The sequence below is a fragment of the Pseudomonas sp. AKS31 genome (assembly GCF_023634765.1).
GTDB lineage: Bacteria > Pseudomonadota > Gammaproteobacteria > Pseudomonadales > Pseudomonadaceae > Aquipseudomonas.
In genome coordinates this window covers 180,787-196,763 of record NZ_JAMLFX010000004.1, presented here as the reverse complement: position 1 = coordinate 196,763, position 15,977 = coordinate 180,787, and the positions used below count along the sequence as shown (strand labels likewise).

General features: G+C 59.4%; 15 protein-coding genes. 7 read left to right on the top strand and 8 right to left on the bottom strand.

Annotation, left to right across the window (positions count from 1 at the left end; all coding sequences use genetic code 11):
- The first annotated feature begins 99 nt into the window (after positions 1-99).
- The 5 genes from M9827_RS15205 (at position 100) to M9827_RS15185 (ending at position 4,968) form a co-directional block, all read left to right on the top strand.
- Positions 100-1,434 carry a TRZ/ATZ family hydrolase gene (locus tag M9827_RS15205; RefSeq protein ID WP_250606025.1) on the top strand — a complete coding sequence of 445 codons (1,335 nt, stop codon included), beginning with the start codon at positions 100-102 and terminating at the stop codon, positions 1,432-1,434.
- 56 nt (positions 1,435-1,490) lie between these two features.
- Positions 1,491-2,189: a bifunctional 2-polyprenyl-6-hydroxyphenol methylase/3-demethylubiquinol 3-O-methyltransferase UbiG gene (gene ubiG, locus M9827_RS15200; RefSeq protein WP_025113081.1), complete on the top strand. Its 699-nt coding sequence runs from the start codon at positions 1,491-1,493 to the stop codon at positions 2,187-2,189.
- Positions 2,190-2,193: 4 nt separating this feature from the next.
- Positions 2,194-2,865 (top strand): N-acetylmuramic acid 6-phosphate phosphatase MupP, encoded by a 672-nt coding sequence (mupP, locus tag M9827_RS15195; protein WP_250606024.1) that lies wholly within the window; start codon positions 2,194-2,196, stop codon positions 2,863-2,865.
- A gap of 72 nt (positions 2,866-2,937) precedes the next feature.
- Positions 2,938-3,678 carry a YciK family oxidoreductase gene (locus M9827_RS15190; RefSeq protein ID WP_250606023.1) on the top strand — a complete coding sequence of 247 codons (741 nt, stop codon included), beginning with the start codon at positions 2,938-2,940 and terminating at the stop codon, positions 3,676-3,678.
- Positions 3,679-4,041: 363 nt separating this feature from the next.
- A complete protein-coding gene (locus M9827_RS15185) occupies positions 4,042-4,968 on the top strand; it encodes a GGDEF domain-containing protein (RefSeq protein WP_250606022.1) in 927 nt (308 codons plus the stop codon).
- A 134-nt stretch (positions 4,969-5,102) separates the two neighbouring features.
- Here the strand turns inward: M9827_RS15185 and M9827_RS15180 are convergent, their stop codons facing one another.
- The 7 genes from M9827_RS15180 to M9827_RS15150 all read right to left on the bottom strand — a co-directional run bounded on the left by M9827_RS15180 (position 5,103) and on the right by M9827_RS15150 (position 12,939).
- Positions 5,103-5,864, bottom strand: coding sequence for an iron-containing redox enzyme family protein (locus M9827_RS15180; protein WP_284676882.1), 762 nt, complete (start codon positions 5,862-5,864; stop codon positions 5,103-5,105).
- A gap of 79 nt (positions 5,865-5,943) precedes the next feature.
- The gene (locus tag M9827_RS15175) at positions 5,944-8,403 is read right to left on the bottom strand and encodes an EAL domain-containing protein (protein ID WP_250606020.1); all 2,460 of its coding nucleotides are present in this window, start codon (positions 8,401-8,403) and stop codon (positions 5,944-5,946) included.
- A gap of 201 nt (positions 8,404-8,604) precedes the next feature.
- Positions 8,605-10,431, bottom strand: a complete 1,827-nt coding sequence (locus tag M9827_RS15170; RefSeq protein ID WP_250606019.1) for an ABC transporter ATP-binding protein — start codon at positions 10,429-10,431, stop codon at positions 8,605-8,607.
- Positions 10,424-11,026: a DsbA family protein gene (locus tag M9827_RS15165; RefSeq protein WP_185036827.1), complete on the bottom strand. Its 603-nt coding sequence runs from the start codon at positions 11,024-11,026 to the stop codon at positions 10,424-10,426. Before M9827_RS15165 ends, M9827_RS15170 begins: the two co-directional genes overlap by 8 nt.
- 35 nt (positions 11,027-11,061) lie before the next feature.
- Positions 11,062-12,003, bottom strand: coding sequence for an oxygen-dependent tRNA uridine(34) hydroxylase TrhO (gene trhO, locus M9827_RS15160; RefSeq protein ID WP_250606018.1), 942 nt, complete (start codon positions 12,001-12,003; stop codon positions 11,062-11,064).
- 102 nt (positions 12,004-12,105) lie between these two features.
- The gene (locus M9827_RS15155; protein WP_007908388.1) at positions 12,106-12,405 is read right to left on the bottom strand and encodes a BolA family protein; all 300 of its coding nucleotides are present in this window, start codon (positions 12,403-12,405) and stop codon (positions 12,106-12,108) included.
- A 12-nt stretch (positions 12,406-12,417) separates the two neighbouring features.
- Positions 12,418-12,939 carry a DUF2059 domain-containing protein gene (locus tag M9827_RS15150; RefSeq protein WP_095120531.1) on the bottom strand — a complete coding sequence of 174 codons (522 nt, stop codon included), beginning with the start codon at positions 12,937-12,939 and terminating at the stop codon, positions 12,418-12,420.
- Between the two features lie 193 nt (positions 12,940-13,132).
- On the opposite strand from M9827_RS15150, the gene M9827_RS15145 reads away from it, so the two are divergent.
- On the top strand, positions 13,133-14,527 hold the full coding sequence (locus M9827_RS15145) for a class II fumarate hydratase (RefSeq protein ID WP_250606017.1): 1,395 nt from the start codon (positions 13,133-13,135) through the stop codon (positions 14,525-14,527).
- An 87-nt stretch (positions 14,528-14,614) separates the two neighbouring features.
- On the opposite strand, the gene M9827_RS15140 is transcribed toward M9827_RS15145, so the two are convergent.
- The gene (locus M9827_RS15140) at positions 14,615-15,568 is read right to left on the bottom strand and encodes a DMT family transporter (protein WP_250606016.1); all 954 of its coding nucleotides are present in this window, start codon (positions 15,566-15,568) and stop codon (positions 14,615-14,617) included.
- A 210-nt stretch (positions 15,569-15,778) separates the two neighbouring features.
- Between M9827_RS15140 and M9827_RS15135 the strand changes: the two genes are divergently transcribed.
- On the top strand, positions 15,779-15,973 hold the full coding sequence (locus M9827_RS15135; protein WP_250606015.1) for a DUF6316 family protein: 195 nt from the start codon (positions 15,779-15,781) through the stop codon (positions 15,971-15,973).
- The last annotated feature ends 4 nt before the right edge of the window (positions 15,974-15,977 follow it).

The window sequence follows — 15,977 nt, the reverse complement described above, 5'->3', positions numbered from 1 at the left end:
CGCACTCATGAACAAAAGCCGCCGATTATAGCGATCCCCCCGCGAAGACGCTCGGGTATACTTCGCCATCCTTTACAAAAGCACTGGAACCGACCCTCGATGCCGAAACCTGCCATTGCGCTCGACTTATTATTGCTGCCGACCTGGCTGGTACCCGTCGAACCTGCAGGCGTCGTGCTCAAGGAACATGGCCTGGGCATCCGCGACGGTCGCATCGTGTTTATCGGCCCGCGCGCCGAAGCATTGAAGTGTAACGCCACTGAAACCCGCGAATTGCCGGACATGCTGCTCGCCCCCGGCCTGATCAATGCGCACGGCCATGCGGCGATGACGCTGTTCCGTGGGCTGGCCGATGATCTGCCGCTGATGACCTGGCTGGAAAACCACATCTGGCCGGCCGAAGCCAAGTGGGTCGATGAAGATTTCGTCCGTGATGGCACCGACCTGGCCATCGCCGAGCAGATCAAGGGTGGCATCACCTGTTTCTCGGACATGTATTTCTTCCCGAAAGTCGCCAGCGAGCGCGTACACAACAGCGGCATTCGCGCACAGATCGCCATTCCGATCCTTGATTTCCCGATTCCGGGCGCCAGCAGCGCCGATGAAGCCATTCGTCAGGGCGTTGAATTGTTCGGCGATCTGAAGCACCACGAACGCATCAGGATCACCTTCGGCCCCCATGCACCGTACACCGTCGGCGACGAGAACCTTGAGAAAATCCGTGTGATTGCCGAGGAACTCGACGCGTCGATCCACATGCATGTCCATGAGACGGCTTTCGAAGTCCAGCAAGCGCTGGAACAGCGCGGCGAACGTCCGCTCGCTCGCCTCGGTCGTTTGGGCCTGCTCGGCCCGCGCTTCCAGGCGGTGCACATGACTCAGATCAGCGATGACGACCTGGCGTTGCTGGTAGAAAGCAACACCAGCGTGATCCACTGCCCGGAATCGAACCTCAAACTGGCCAGCGGTTTCTGCCCGGTCGAGCGTTTGTGGCAGGCTGGTGTCAATGTCGCGGTCGGCACCGATGGCGCGGCGAGCAACAATGATCTCGACCTGCTCGGCGAAACCCGCACCGCCGCGCTGCTGGCCAAAGCCGTCGCCGGCTCAGCCACGGCGCTGGACGCCCATCGGGCGCTGCGCATGGCCACACTGAATGGCGCGCGGGCATTGGGGATCGAAGCGCAAGTCGGCTCGCTGGAAATCGGCAAAGCTGCGGACATCGTCGCTTTCGACCTGTCCGGTCTGGCGCAGCAACCGGTGTATGACCCGGTTTCGCAGCTTATATATGCCACCGGTCGCGATTGTGTGAAACACCTGTGGGTCGCCGGCAAGCAACTGCTGGACGACCGGCGCCTGACCCGACTCGACGAAGAACAGCTTGGCGCTACCGCCCGGGCCTGGGGCCAGCGCATCAGCGGCCGCACCGAATCGTAAACACTCTGGCGCAAACGCCGGGGCTACAGCACTTTTAAAGTTTTAGAGGAATGAACATGAGCAACGTCGACCACGCCGAAATCGCCAAATTCGAAGCCCTGGCTCATCGCTGGTGGGACCGCGAAAGCGAATTCAAACCGCTGCACGACATCAACCCGCTGCGGGTCAACTGGATTGACGAGCGGGTCAATCTGGCCGGCAAGAAAGTCCTCGATGTCGGTTGCGGCGGCGGCATCCTCAGCGAAGCCATGGCCCAGCGAGGCGCCACTGTAATGGGCATCGACATGGGCGAAGCGCCATTGGCGGTCGCGCAACTGCATCAGCTGGAATCCGGCGTCAGCGTCGAGTACCGCCAGATCACCGCCGAAGCCCTCGCCGAAGAAATGCCGGAGCAGTTCGACGTGGTCACCTGCCTGGAAATGCTCGAGCACGTGCCGGATCCGTCGTCGGTGATCCGCGCCTGCTTCCGCATGGTCAAGCCGGGCGGTCAGGTGTTCTTCTCGACCATCAACCGCAACCCGAAGGCCTACCTGTTCGCCATCGTCGGCGCCGAATACATCATGAAGTTGCTGCCGCGCGGTACCCACGACTTCAAGAAATTCATCCGCCCGTCCGAGCTGGGTGCCTGGAGCCGCATGGCTGGCCTGACCGTCAAGGACATCATCGGCCTGACCTACAACCCGCTGACCAAGCACTACAAGCTGGCCAACGACGTTGACGTCAACTACATGATCCAGACCCTGCGCGAGGAATAAGCTGATGGCGATCAGAGCAGTTCTCTTCGACATGGACGGCACCCTGCTCGACACGGCGCCGGACTTCATCGCCATCTGCCAGGCCATGCGCGCGGACCGCGGCTTGCCACCGATGAACGACAAGCACATCCGCGACGAGATCTCCGGTGGCGCCAAGGCCATGGTTGCGGTGACGTTCTCGATGGACCCGGAATCGCCGGGCTTCGAAGAACTTCGCCTGGAGTTCCTCGAGCGCTATCTGGTCGGCTGCGCCGTGCACAGCAAGCTGTTCGACGGCATGGGCGAACTGCTGGCCGATATCGAAAAGGCCAATCTGATCTGGGGCGTGGTGACCAACAAGCCACTGCGCTTCGCCGAGCCGATCATGCAGCAACTGGGATTGGCTAAGCGTTCGGCCTTGCTGATCTGCCCGGATCACGTGAAGAACAGCAAGCCGGATCCGGAACCGTTGATCCTCGCCTGCAAAATGCTTGATCTGGATCCGTCGACGGTTCTGTTTGTCGGCGATGATCTGCGTGATATCGAATCGGGGCGCGATGCCGGTACGAAAACGGCGGCGGTGACGTTTGGTTATATCCACCCGGACGACAACCCGCGGCATTGGGGTGCGGACGTGGTGGTGGATCATCCGTCGGAGTTGCGCAAGGTGCTTGATAGCGCGCTTTGCAGCTGCTGAGACCTGACGCAGAGCGTCATTGGCTGCATTTCCACGCAGAGCGTGGGAACGATCTGACTTGATGAGGTTTTTATGTTTGATTATTCCGCTCGTCCCGAATTGCTCAAGGATCGGGTCATTCTGGTCACCGGTGCCGGTCGTGGCATTGGCGCGGCGGCCGCGAAAACCTACGCCGCCCATGGTGCAACCGTGTTGCTGCTGGGCAAGACCGAAGCCAATCTGACGCAGGTCTACGACGAGATCGAAGCCGCGGGCTACCCGCAACCGGCGGTGATTCCATTCAACCTCGAAACCGCCCTGCCCCATCAGTACGATGAGCTGGCGGCGATGATCGAGAAGGAGTTCGGCCACCTCGACGGTTTGCTGCACAACGCTTCGATCATCGGCCCACGCACGCCGATCGAGCAGTTGTCCGGCGAAAACTTCATGCGCGTCATGCAGGTCAACGTCAACGCCATGTTCATGCTGACCCAAACCCTGCTGCCGCTGCTCAAGCTGTCGCAAGATGCTTCGGTGGTGTTCACCTCCAGCAGCGTCGGTCGCAAGGGCCGTGCTTACTGGGGCGCTTATGGCGTGTCGAAGTTCGCCACCGAAGGCCTGATGCAAACCCTGGCCGATGAACTCGACGGCGTCGCCCCGGTACGCTCCAACAGCATCAACCCGGGCGGCACGCGTACCAGCATGCGCGCGCAGGCGTATCCGGGGGAGAACCCGCTGAACAATCCGACACCGGAGGAGATCATGCCGGTCTACCTGTACCTGATGGGGCCGGACAGCACGGGCATCAATGGCCAGGCCTTCAACGCGCAGTAACTGCCATACGTCGCTTTTGTTGCCGCGGCAGATTCCTGTCGCGGCATGTATTTGCCGCTGACGACAGTCATATTCCAGTCAAAATTCCAGCACACTCTCCCCCCTTGATCTGCCAACTTATTGATTCCAAACGGTTTAAATAAAAGCGAACCGAATGGCACGACTTTCGCTCTAAATTCCTTCAAAGCATGCCGTGTGAAGGCAGTGGGGCAAGGCCGATTTCGATAGCTGACTAATCGTCTTCAGGCAGACTAAACTTACGCCAAATGTCCTACGGGACTGATGGATCAGTATGACGCGCAGCCCATAGCCGCTCTCACCCAGCCTGTAAGACAGACTTACTGCTTTAGGGGCTCACGCCATATGAAATCACCCTCCCAGACCAATGCAATTGACTTTGACAATGCCAAATTGCAACGCCTGGGCTTTGGTCAACTGCCTCCCCTCCTGGAGCGACCGGCCAGCCTGGCGCAACTGCGCCAGCAAATGAGCCTGCAACTGCAAACCAGCCTCGAACCGCAACGCATCCTCGGTCTGTTTTTCCGCGAAGTTCAGCGTCTTGTGCCGCTGGACGCGCTCAGCTACGTACACCAGGGCAGCGACTTGCGCCTGGAGTTCGGCACTCGCGGCCACCACTCGATCAGCTATACCCTGAGCCACGAAGGCGAGCATATGGGGGAGCTGGTGTTCCGTCGCAATCAGCGCTTCAACGACAAGGAACAAGGCCAGCTGGAATCGCTGTTGTCGTCCTTGCTGTACCCGATGCGCAATGCCCTGCTTTATCGCGAGGCGACTCAGAGTGCCCTGCGCGATCCGCTGACCGGCGCCGGCAACCGCATCGCCATGGAGCAGACCCTGCAGCGGGAAATCGATATGTCCCGCCGGCATCAACAACCGTTGTCGCTGCTGATGCTCGATATCGACCACTTCAAACGGGTCAACGACAGCCATGGCCACAGCGCCGGCGATGACGTGCTTAGAGCCATTGCAGCGACGATCAAGACACAGCTGCGCAACGTCGACATGGTGTTCCGTTACGGTGGCGAAGAGTTTCTGGTGCTGCTGTCCAATACCAGCCGGGAAGCGGCCGCAATGGTCGGCGAACGGCTGCGTTATGCGACGCAGGCGGCCGAATACTATGCAGATGGGCAGTTGATTGAATTGACGGTGAGCCTGGGCTGTTCGACGTTATTGCCGGGCGAATCGGTCGACAGCTTGCTGCGTCGCGCCGACAGTGCGTTGTATGTGGCCAAGCGCGAGGGTCGTAACCGCCTGGCGATGGCGGGCTAAGCTGTTCAACCAAGACAAAACAGTGTGGGAGCGAGCCTGCTCGCGAAAGCGGTGAATCAGTCAAAGCAATGCTGACTGACATGACCCCTTCGCGAGCAGGCTCGCTCCCACATTGGTTTTGCGTGAAGCTGAAATCAGCTCTCGACTACAGCTCTGCGCTCTCGGTTGACCAACAAGCGTTCCGACGTCTCCAGTTGCATGCAACGTTCCAGAAACAGATACATGTAGTCGTAACTCTTGCAGACGGCCTGACGCAGCTCGGCCTGCAACGACTTGCTCGGGTTCATCCCGGCCAGGGTGCAGATGATTTCCAGCGCTTCCCAAGGGTGGGCATCGTCGTACTGGGCATGCATCTTCAGCCACTTCATCGCGCGCTTGCGATCCTCTTCAGGAAACGCTGCGGCGTATACGCCTGTGGAGCAGACCAGCGCCGACCACTCCCCGGTCGCGCCTTCGATGGCATAGTTGGTGGCGGCGATGGCCACAATCAACGAATCGGCTGAGCTGGTGTGCCAGCACCAATGACTCAAGGCGTGCAACTCGGGCGGCACATGCTGGGCCTGAAGGTCTTCCAGACTGACGCCATGTGCGCGACTCCAGTGCACCCAATAATCCGCATGATTGAGTTCAACGCGGATATTGCGCATCAGCCAGCGCCGCGCCATGTCTTCGCCCGGATGCCGGGCAAATTTGGTTTTGGTGAGATTCTGCGCCATGTACAACGCAAACTGCTCAACCACCGGCCAGCCCCCGATCAGGTACTGACGCATGGTTCTGGCGCTGAGCTTGTTATCACGCATGCGCAGGTAAAGTTCATGTTCGACAACCCGGCGCTTGCTCTCGCTGCAATCCGCAATGAGCTGTTGTGCCCAGGTAGGATAACTTGCAGCTTCCATGAGTGGTCCGGTTCGGTTGAAAGTGTCGATCACTGTTCGGCTCCTTTTGATTTGTGATTGTAAGGATCGGCGAGAGACTTCAACGGAACGTGCCAGGCGCTTTGAATAACAGCGGTTGCGGTCTGGCGGGCCGACTTTGCAAACTGTCGCAGGTAAACAACTGTGGGCGTTCTATAACATAACCCTGAGCATAATCCACACCGATTTCAAGCAAGGCCTGCTCGATCTGGGTTGTTTCAACAAACTCGGCAATTGTCTTTTTACCCATGACATGCCCGATGTGATTGATCACTTCGACCATTGCGCGGTTAATCGGGTCGTCCAGCATATCCTTTACGAAACTCCCGTCGATCTTCAGGAAGTCTACAGGCAAATGTTTCAGATAAGCGAATGAAGACATTCCGGCACAAAAGTCATCTAAGGAGAAATAGCAACCTAAGCCTTTGAGTTCATTGATAAATCTTATTGCACTACCCAAATTTGAAATTGCACTGGTTTCTGTAATTTCAAAACAAATCATTTCAGGCGGTATTGCGTAGTTAACAAACTGTTCTCGCAGAAAGTGCAAAAACGCGTCATCTCCTATAGTAATGCCTGACAGATTAATCGCACACATTGCTAATGGCTGTTGATGTTCTTGCGCAATACATTGAGCAATAACCTTAAATACGTTCTGAACTACCCAACGATCCAATTGACTCATCAAACCATAACGCTCGGCCGCGGGAATGAAACTGTCCGGCAAAATCATACGCCCGGCTTCATCATGCAGACGCAGGAGAATCTCCACGTGCCCGCCCTTGTTGCTACCCGGCTTGAGTGGTGTGATTTCCTGGGCGTAGAGGCAAAAGCGGTTTTCTTCCAGCGCCATGTGCAGACGTTGCACCCAGGCCATCTCACCGAAGCGCAGCGACAGCTCGGAATCGTCAGCGTGGTAGACCTGCACACGGTTGCGACCCTTTTCCTTGGCCATGTAACAGGCCATATCGGCGGCGCGCAATGAGGCTTCGAGGGTGGTCGGGATTTGTGCGATATGCACCAGACCAATGCTCACTGTGGTCAGGAACGGCCGCCCTTTCCAGACAAAATGCAGGTTCTGCACTGTATGGCGCAGCGCTTCGGCGATTTTCTCCGCCGCCTCCGGCGCGCAGTTCTCCAGCAATATGCCGAACTCATCACCGCCGAGTCGCGCCAGCGTATCGCCCTCGCGCAGTCCCGATTGCAACAGCGTGCAAATGTGTCGCAACAGCTCATCACCGGCGGCGTGGCCACAGGTGTCGTTGACCAGTTTGAATTGATCGAGATCGAGGAACATCAGCGCATGCCGCCCGGCATGGCGCGTGAGTTTGTGCAGCGCCTGTTCCAGGCGATATTCGAACTCGCGACGGTTGGCCAGCCCGGTCAGCGCGTCATGGGTGGCCTGCCACGACAGATTGGCGATGTATTGCCGCTCTTGGGTCATGTCGTGTAACACCAGCACCGTGCCACTGACCTTGCCGGCATTGCGGATCGGCGCGCCGACCAGCGTCACTGACAACGTAGTGCCATCGAGGCGCTGGATCAGTTTCGAATGCTCGCTGCCGCCACTGAGCTTGCCACTGAGGATGTGCTCGATCAGGGTCAGCCCCTCGGACTGGGCGTTGTCGTCGAGCAGATTGAACAACGCCGCCAGCGGCAGGCCCGCCGCCTGTTCGGCCTTCCAGTGGGTCATGGCTTCGGCGGCCGGGTTCATGTAATCGATGGCGCCACTGACGTCGGTGGTGATGACGCCATCACCGATCGAATGCAAGGTAACGTGCGCCCGATCCTTCTCCAGTTGCAACGCCTCGGCAAAGGCATGACGCTGCCTGAGCAATTTGTGCGTGCGCCACAGGGCCAGCACGATCAGCCCCAGTGCCGTGGCCAGATTGGTTAACAGCAGCAGCCGCAGAATCATCCGCGAGCCTTCGCCTAACGCATCGCTGAAGGCTTTCGCGGCCGGGGTCACGCCATTGTTGATGGCAAAAATCCGCGCCTTCCAGCGCTGGATATCGGCGCTGCTGGCAGCGTTCTGCGCAATGCTGCGGTGCATCTCCTGCGCCACATCATGCAGCTCGACCAGATAAGCGTCACCGACCGTCCAGCGGTCAATTGCGGTTTCCAGATAACTGAAATGGCGGAAGTTGAGGTACAGCCAGATCAGGCTGGAAACGTCGTCCGGGTGGTTGCCCCCCTTGAGAATGCCTTCGCGCGCCGCGGCCAGATCCGGTGGCTGATGATCCAGCGCCAGGCGCAACTGGTGCCCGCCTTGCGGCACGGAAATCGCGTCTCGATATTTAAGAAAGATCGCCTCGTCGCGGCTGTCAGCGTAGAGATTAAGATAATAAATCGCGTCTTTCTGGCCCTTGGACCAGAGGCTTTCACCGGCGACGTAACCGCGAACCGCCGAGAGCACATAAAGACTCACGCCGCCCAATAACGCTTGAAACAACACGACGGCAATAAATGGCCAGACGATGCCCAACAACCGTGGCGTTCCGAGAGTCCGCTTTTGCTTCATGAGATCCCTTGCGCAATTACTGCCAGATGAACACCGGAAAATCCCGCTCCTGACAGCTCAGCCTAGGCCAATTTTCGCCAAGTCAAAGGGACAGTCTGGCCGTCCTCTGGGTCGATTGTGCAAAGGGTGGGTCTGTGCGGGCGTTCCGAGAGTTTTTATTCAATGCAATTCAAGCACTAAGCACAGAAACCGGGACGAAACTCAAGGGCGCTGGATCTGCTGCAGGTGACCATAAAGCTTGGCGTACAGACCGCCGTCGGCAATCAACTGCTGATGATCGCCGTCTTCAGCGACCTGACCACCATCGAACACCAGCACGCGATCGGCCTGTTTCACCGCCGACAGTCGGTGGGCAATGATCAGCGTGGTACGGCCATTGAGGAAGCGCGCCATGGCCTGATGCAGGTTGTACTCGGTGGCGGCGTCGAGGGCCGAGGTGGCTTCGTCGAGGATGACGACTTTCGGCTCGGCGAGGATCATCCGCGCGATGGCCAGCCGTTGCCGCTGTCCGCCCGACAGACGCACGCCGGAGCGGCCAACGATACTGTCCAGGCCATTGGGCAAGGCGCGGATGGTCGCTTCGAGCTGAGCGATTTCCAGCGCCTGCCAGCAGGCTTCGTCACTGCGGGTGCGGCCCATGGTCAGGTTGGCGCGCACCGTGTCGTTGAACAGCGCCGGATGCTGCAACACCACCGCGACGTTTTCGCGAACCGTTTCCAGGCCAATTTCCTGCTGGGTCGAGCCGCCGAAGCGAATGGTCCCGGACAGTGGTGTATAGAGCCCGAGCAGCAACTGTACGAGGGTGCTTTTACCGCCGCCACTGGCGCCGACAATCGCGACTTTTTCACCGGGGGCAATCGACAGATTCAACTGATCCAGCACTAGTTCATCGCCGTAGCCGAAGCTCAGGCCCTGCACCTGAATGCCAACGGTGTCACGGCCCTTGAACGGATCAACACCGCCGGGGTATTGCAGCTCATCGGCGCGTGCCAGCAGTTCGTTGATCCGCGCCAGCGCCCCGCCCGCCGCGTAATAGGCGTATTGCAGGTTGAGCAGTTGTTCGACCGGGCCGATCATGAACCACAGGTAACTGAACACCGCGAGCATCTGGCCGATCGACAGGTCGGAGAACAACACCGTGAGCATCGCCGCGGCGCGGAAGATGTCGATTCCGAACTGGAACAGCAAACCGCTGGCACGGTTGGAAGCGTCGGTTTTCCACTGCGAATTGACCGCGTAGTTGCGCACCTCCTGGGCGCGCAGGCCGAGTCGCCCGAGGAAGAACCCCTGACGGTTGCCGGCACGGATTTCCTGAATCGCATCGAGGGTTTCGCTCAACGCCTGGGTGAAGCGCGAGGTGCTGTCGTTCTCGAGTTTCTTCAGGTGTTTGACGCGTTTGCCCAACTGCACCGTGGCGTAGATCACCAGCGGGTTGAACAGCAGAATCAGCAGCGCCAGTTTCCAGTGCATCCACATCAGGATGCTCGCAGTGCCGACCAGCGTCAGCATCGCCACCAGAAAGCGGCTGAGGGTTTCGCCGACGAATTTGTCGAGGGTATCCAGGTCGGTGACCAGGTGCGTCGTCACCGTGCCACTACCGAGGCTTTCGTATTCGCCAAGGGAAATCCGCTTGAGGCGTTCGATCAAGCGCACGCGGATGCGGTAGACGATGTCTTTGGCCAGCCGCGCAAACAGGCGCGATTGCAACACGCCAAAGCACAGCGAACTGCAGCGCAGGGTCAGCGTCACCAGCAGCATCAGGCCGATATAGCCGGCCGCTTGCTGCCACATGCCCGGCAGCACATGGTTCATGACTTTCAGCGCGGCATCGCCATGGCCAAGCAGAACTTCGTCCACCAGCAGCGGCAACAGCAATGGAATCGGCACACTGCACAGCGTCGCCAGCACGGCCACGCCATTGGCGATCCACAGGGATTTTTTGTGAGTCAGTGCCAGTCGCCGGACTTCTGCCCAGCTCAGCCGGTCGACACGCTTAACGGCTGGCGTGTCATCGGCCGGATCAGACACAGGCCGCACGCTCCAGCCAGCGACCGAGCAAGGGCGACAGCTCGCTGAGCGGTTGATAACCATTGGTCAGCAGCGCCAATTGACCGTTGCGCTCGGCGAGCAGGGTCGGGAAACCGGCGATGCCCAGATCCTGCACCCAACTGAAATCGGCCTGAGTCGCTTTGTGCTGGTCGGCATGATCGAACAAGGCTGCGAATTCGATACGCGGCACGCCGGCCTGCTCTGCCAGTTCAACCAAAACACTGGCCTGGGTGACATCGCGACCTTCAACGTAAAACGCTTGCTGGATCAGCCCGACCAGTTTCCATGCGCAATCCGGTGCCAGGCTGCGCGCGGTGACGATTGCCCGACAGGCCGGTTCGGTGTCATAGACGAAACCGTCAGGCAACGCTCCTTCAAACTTGAACGGTTGACCCGTGGCCTCGGTGACCGCTTGCCAGTGTTCAAGAATGTAGCGACGCGTGGTCGGCTCCAGCGCCGAACCACTGCCGGTGCGCAGACCACCGACCACCAGATGCAACTCGACCCCGGCTGCTTGCGCCTGCTCGACCAATGCCTTGGCCACCGGAGCAAAACCCCAGCACCAGGAACACATCGGATCCATCACATAGAGCAGGCGCGCAGACATGATTAAGCCTCGGTGGATGCTTGCTTGTAGTTGTAGCCGATCGGATGCGGCTGATTGCGCGCCTTGGCCAGTTCGATCTGTTTCTGCCGATCGATGGCACTGCGGCGGGTTTTCTCGCTCAGTTTGTCCCAGCAATGCGGGCAGCTGATGCCGGCCACATAATGCTCGGAAGCGCGATCCTCGACGCTGACCGGGGTGCGGCAGGCATGACATTGATCGTAGTCGCCTTCGCTGAGGTCGTGGCGCACGGTCACGCGGTTGTCGAACACGAAGCAGTCGCCCTGCCACTTGGTTTCTTCCTGCGGCACCTCTTCAAGGTACTTCAGGATGCCGCCCTTGAGGTGGTAAACCTCTTCGAAGCCCTCGCCGAGCATGTAGCTCGAGGCTTTCTCGCAGCGAATGCCACCGGTGCAGAACATCGCGACCTTCTTGTGCACGGCCGGATCGAAGTGTTCTTTGATGTAGTCGGGAAATTCGCGAAAACTGGTGGTTTTCGGATCGATGGCGCCTTCGAAGGTGCCGATCGACACTTCGTAATCGTTGCGCGTGTCGATCAACAGCACTTCCGGGTCGCTGATCAACGCGTTCCAGTCTTGCGGCTCGACGTAAGTACCGACCTTTTTGTTCGGGTCGACGCCTTCGACACCGAGGGTGACGATTTCTTTTTTCAGCTTGACCTTGGTGCGATAGAACGGCTGCTCGTCGCAGTACGATTCCTTGTGGTCGATGTCGACCATGCGCGGATCGTTCTTGAGCCAGGCGAGCAGGCCGTCGATGCCTTCGCGCGTGCCGGACACTGTGCCGTTGATGCCTTCTTCGGCGATCAGCAGGGTGCCTTTGATCTGGTTGTCGACCATCGCTTGCAGAAGCGGCTCGCGCAGGTCAACGTAATCTTCGAGGGTGACGAACTTATACAGTGCCGCCACGACAATGGGTTGTGTCATGGGTATTTCTCCAGGTGGCTACCCTCGCAAAGGGTGAACCGGATTCAAAAAAAAACGCGCCGGGTGAGCGGCGCGTTGCGGATTCTAGCAAAAAACCGAAGCTTAATGCTTGCTGCCGCCAGCACAGGTCGGCGACGCCGGGGCGGCGCCAATCTCTGCCCATTCCTGCGGGGTGTAGGTGTGCAGCGCCAACGCATGGAACTCGCCCATCAGCTCGCCGAGCGTGCCGTAGACTTTCTGGTGGCGCTTGACCCGGTTCAGGCCGTCGAACTGCGCGCTGACCACCACTGCCTTGAAGTGGGTCTGCAACCCGCGACTGTGCATGTGGCTTTCATCCAGCACCTGCAGGTGTTCAGGCTGAAGCAGGGCCAGCGTCGATTCGATGCGTTGTTGCATGGTCATCACGAACTCCGCTTACTTCTTCTTGGCCGGCGCAGCAGCGCCTTTCGGGTCCAGCTCTTTGGTCATGTCGTCGAGCAGCTTGTTGACGACAGGCACGGCGCTTTCCAGTTTGGCCTGGGTCATCTGGGCCGATTGCTGGGTCAGCTGCGGCATTTTTTCCAGGACTTTCTTGCCCAGTGGCGACTTGTAGAACGCAACAAGGTCTTTCAGCTCGGATTCGCTGAAGTTGCTGGTGTAGAGCTTGACCATGTCAGGCTTGAGCTTGTTCCAGCCGATGGCCTGGTCCAGCGCGGCGTTGGCCTTGGCCTGGTAGGTTTCCAGTACGGCTTTCTTGGCTTCCGGGGCTTTGGTCTGTTCGAAACGCTGAGCGAACATTTGCTGCACTTGCATGTACACCGGAGTGCCCAGCTTGTCAGCGTGCGCCAGGGTCAGGAAAGCTTCAGCACTGGCGTTGTGGCTGGCGGTATCGGCAAGCACCTGGCCGCTGGCGCAAACCAGTGCAACCGCGGTGCAGATGGCACGAAGACGAGTCATCGAGTTTCCTTTTCAGCTAGGCGAGGTAAAACCCCAAGGGCGACCATTCTGCGCCTAAAAAACCTCGTGGCTCAACCCCCGAGCCTTGCCGCGCTTGATTGGCGCAGTTTTACCGGTCAACAATCGGATCGATGGAACCACCTGGGCCTGACCGGGCCTAAACTGCGCAAACAGACCAACAGGAGTGTGCACGATGAGCCGTATCGAAACCGACAGCCTGGGCCAGATCGAAGTCCCGGACGATGCCTACTGGGGTGCTCAGACGCAACGCTCGCTGATCAACTTCGCCATTGGTCAGGAACGCATGCCGCTGCCGGTCCTGCATGCCCTGGCCCTGATCAAGAAAGCAGCTGCACGGGTCAACGACCGCAACGGCGATCTGCCCGCCGACATTGCCCGCCTGATCGAACAGGCTGCCGACGAAGTCCTCGACGGCCAGCACGACGACCAGTTTCCACTGGTGGTCTGGCAGACCGGCAGCGGCACCCAGAGCAACATGAACGTCAACGAAGTGATCGCCGGTCGCGCCAATGAGCTGGCCGGCAACCCGCGCGGCGGCAAGACGCCAGTGCACCCGAACGATCACGTCAACCGCTCGCAAAGCTCCAACGACTGCTTCCCGACCGCTATGAGCATCGCCACTGCACAAGCGGTGCAGGAACAACTGCTGCCGGCGATCGCCGAGCTGTCCGGTGGTCTCGCCGAACTGGCGGCGCGACACATGAAACTGGTGAAGACCGGTCGCACGCACATGATGGATGCGACGCCGATCACCTTTGGCCAGGAGCTGTCCGGATTCATAGCGCAGCTGGATTACGCCGAACGCGCGATCCGCGCCGCATTGCCGGCGGTGTGTGAACTGGCTCAGGGCGGCACCGCGGTCGGCACCGGGCTGAATTCGCCGCACGGTTTTGGTGAGGCGATTGCCGCAGAGCTGGCGGCGTTGTCCGGGCTGCCCTTCGTCACTGCGCCGAACAAGTTTGCCGCCCTCGCCGGCCACGAACCGCTGACCAGCCTGTCCGGCGCGTTGAAAACCCTCGCCGTAGCGCTGATGAAAATCGCCAACGACCTGCGTCTGCTTGGCTCAGGCCCCCGCGCAGGTTTTGCCGAAGTGCGGCTGCCGGCGAATGAGCCGGGCAGTTCAATCATGCCGGGCAAGGTCAATCCGACCCAGTGCGAAGCGCTGTCGATGCTCGCCTGTCAGGTATTGGGCAACGACGTGACCATCGGCATCGCCGCCAGTCAGGGTCACTTGCAGTTGAACGTGTTCAAACCGGTGATCATCCACAACCTGCTGCAATCGATCCGCCTGCTTGCCGATGGTTGCAGCAACTTCCAGCAGCACTGCATCGCCGGGCTGGAACCGGATGCCGAGGTCATGGCCCGACATCTTGAACGTGGGCTGATGCTGGTGACGGCACTGAATCCACACATCGGTTATGACAAGTCGGCGGAGATCGCCAAGAAGGCTTACAGCGAGGGGTTGACCTTGCGTGAGGCGGCGTTGGCGTTGGGCTATCTGACCGATGAAGAGTTCGATGCCTGGGTGCGGCCGGAGAACATGATCGAGGCTGGCGCCAAGGTTTAAAAGCAAAAGATCGCAGCCTGCGGCAACTCCTACAGGGTGGAATGCATTCCAATGCAGGAGCTGCCGCAGGCTGCGATCTTTTGATCTTCAGGCCATACGCATCCGCCGCGCCTTCAACCCGGCAATCAACGACGGCCCCAACGCCACCAGCGCCGAGCCCAGCACCACCAGCACCGCCCCGCCATACCCGAGCCCGTTGATTTGCTCGGCATGCACGTACTCAGGCCAGATCCGCGCCGCAATTGCCACCGCAGCAAAGGTCACCAACGGCGTGATCGCCAACGTCGCACTGACCCGCGACGCCTCCCAATGCGCCAGCGCTTCAGCGAACGCGCCATAGGCAATCAAGGTATTCATGCAGCATGCCAGCAGCAGCCAGCCCTGCAGCGGACTCAGGTTCAGCGCTTCGAGCGGATGCACCCACGGCGTCAGCAATAGTGCGCAGAAGAGGTAGATCACCATCATCACCTGCAACGAATTCCACACCGTCAGCAATTGCTTCTGGCCCAGTGCATAGAAGGTCCACACCGTCGACGCCAACAGCACCAGCAACACCCCGGCGGTGTAATCCGACAACGAAGTCAGCAGCTCAGCCAGCCGTTGATTGAAGAACAGCACAAAACCGATCAACAACACCGCCAGACCAATCCCCTGCCCGATGCTGAAACGCTCCTTGAACACAAACAGACTGGCGATCAGCAACATGATCGGCCCCATCTGCACGACCAATTGCGCGGTACCGGGGCTGAGCAGGTTGAGGCCCATCAGGTACAACACATAGTTGCCGACCAGCCCGAGCACGGCCATCAGCACCAGCCAGCCGCCCTTGGGGCCCAGCACTTTGCGACTGGGCAGACGCTTCACCGCCGCCAGATAGATGAACAGACAGCCCCCGGACACCAGCAGACGAAACCAAGTCACCGTGACCGGGTCCATCACCAGCAGCACCTGTTTGAGCTTGATCGGCAGGATGCCCCAGAGAAACGCGGTCAGCAGCGCCAGGAACAGACCGTAGACCCAGCGACCGGATGAAATGTGCATGGAAACCCCAAAGCCTGCTGACAAGTGCGCTCATTCTAGGCGCGCTGCCCGGCGCAACACAGGGACAGTTGGGGCCAGGCCGCGAATGAAACTGTGCAGGTCGCAGCAGTAAATTGACGCCGCGCCGTTGATCGGCCGGGCGGGCGTGCCAAGTGCTTCAGGCATAAGCTCATTGAATGCCTTTCAGCGTTTCAGCCAAGGAGACCGATCATGTTAGGAATGCGCGCTCAGGACCCAGCCCCGGCTACGCACTTTCGCAGCGACCGGCTGTGCCGGGTCAATGGCGAACTGTATTTCAATACTCGGGAGAATACCCAAGAGGGGCCGTTCGACAGCCCCGAGAAGGCTGAGCAGGAAATAAAGGCTTATATCGCGCGGATGCAGCTTCTAGATTCCAACCGCTAAGCGG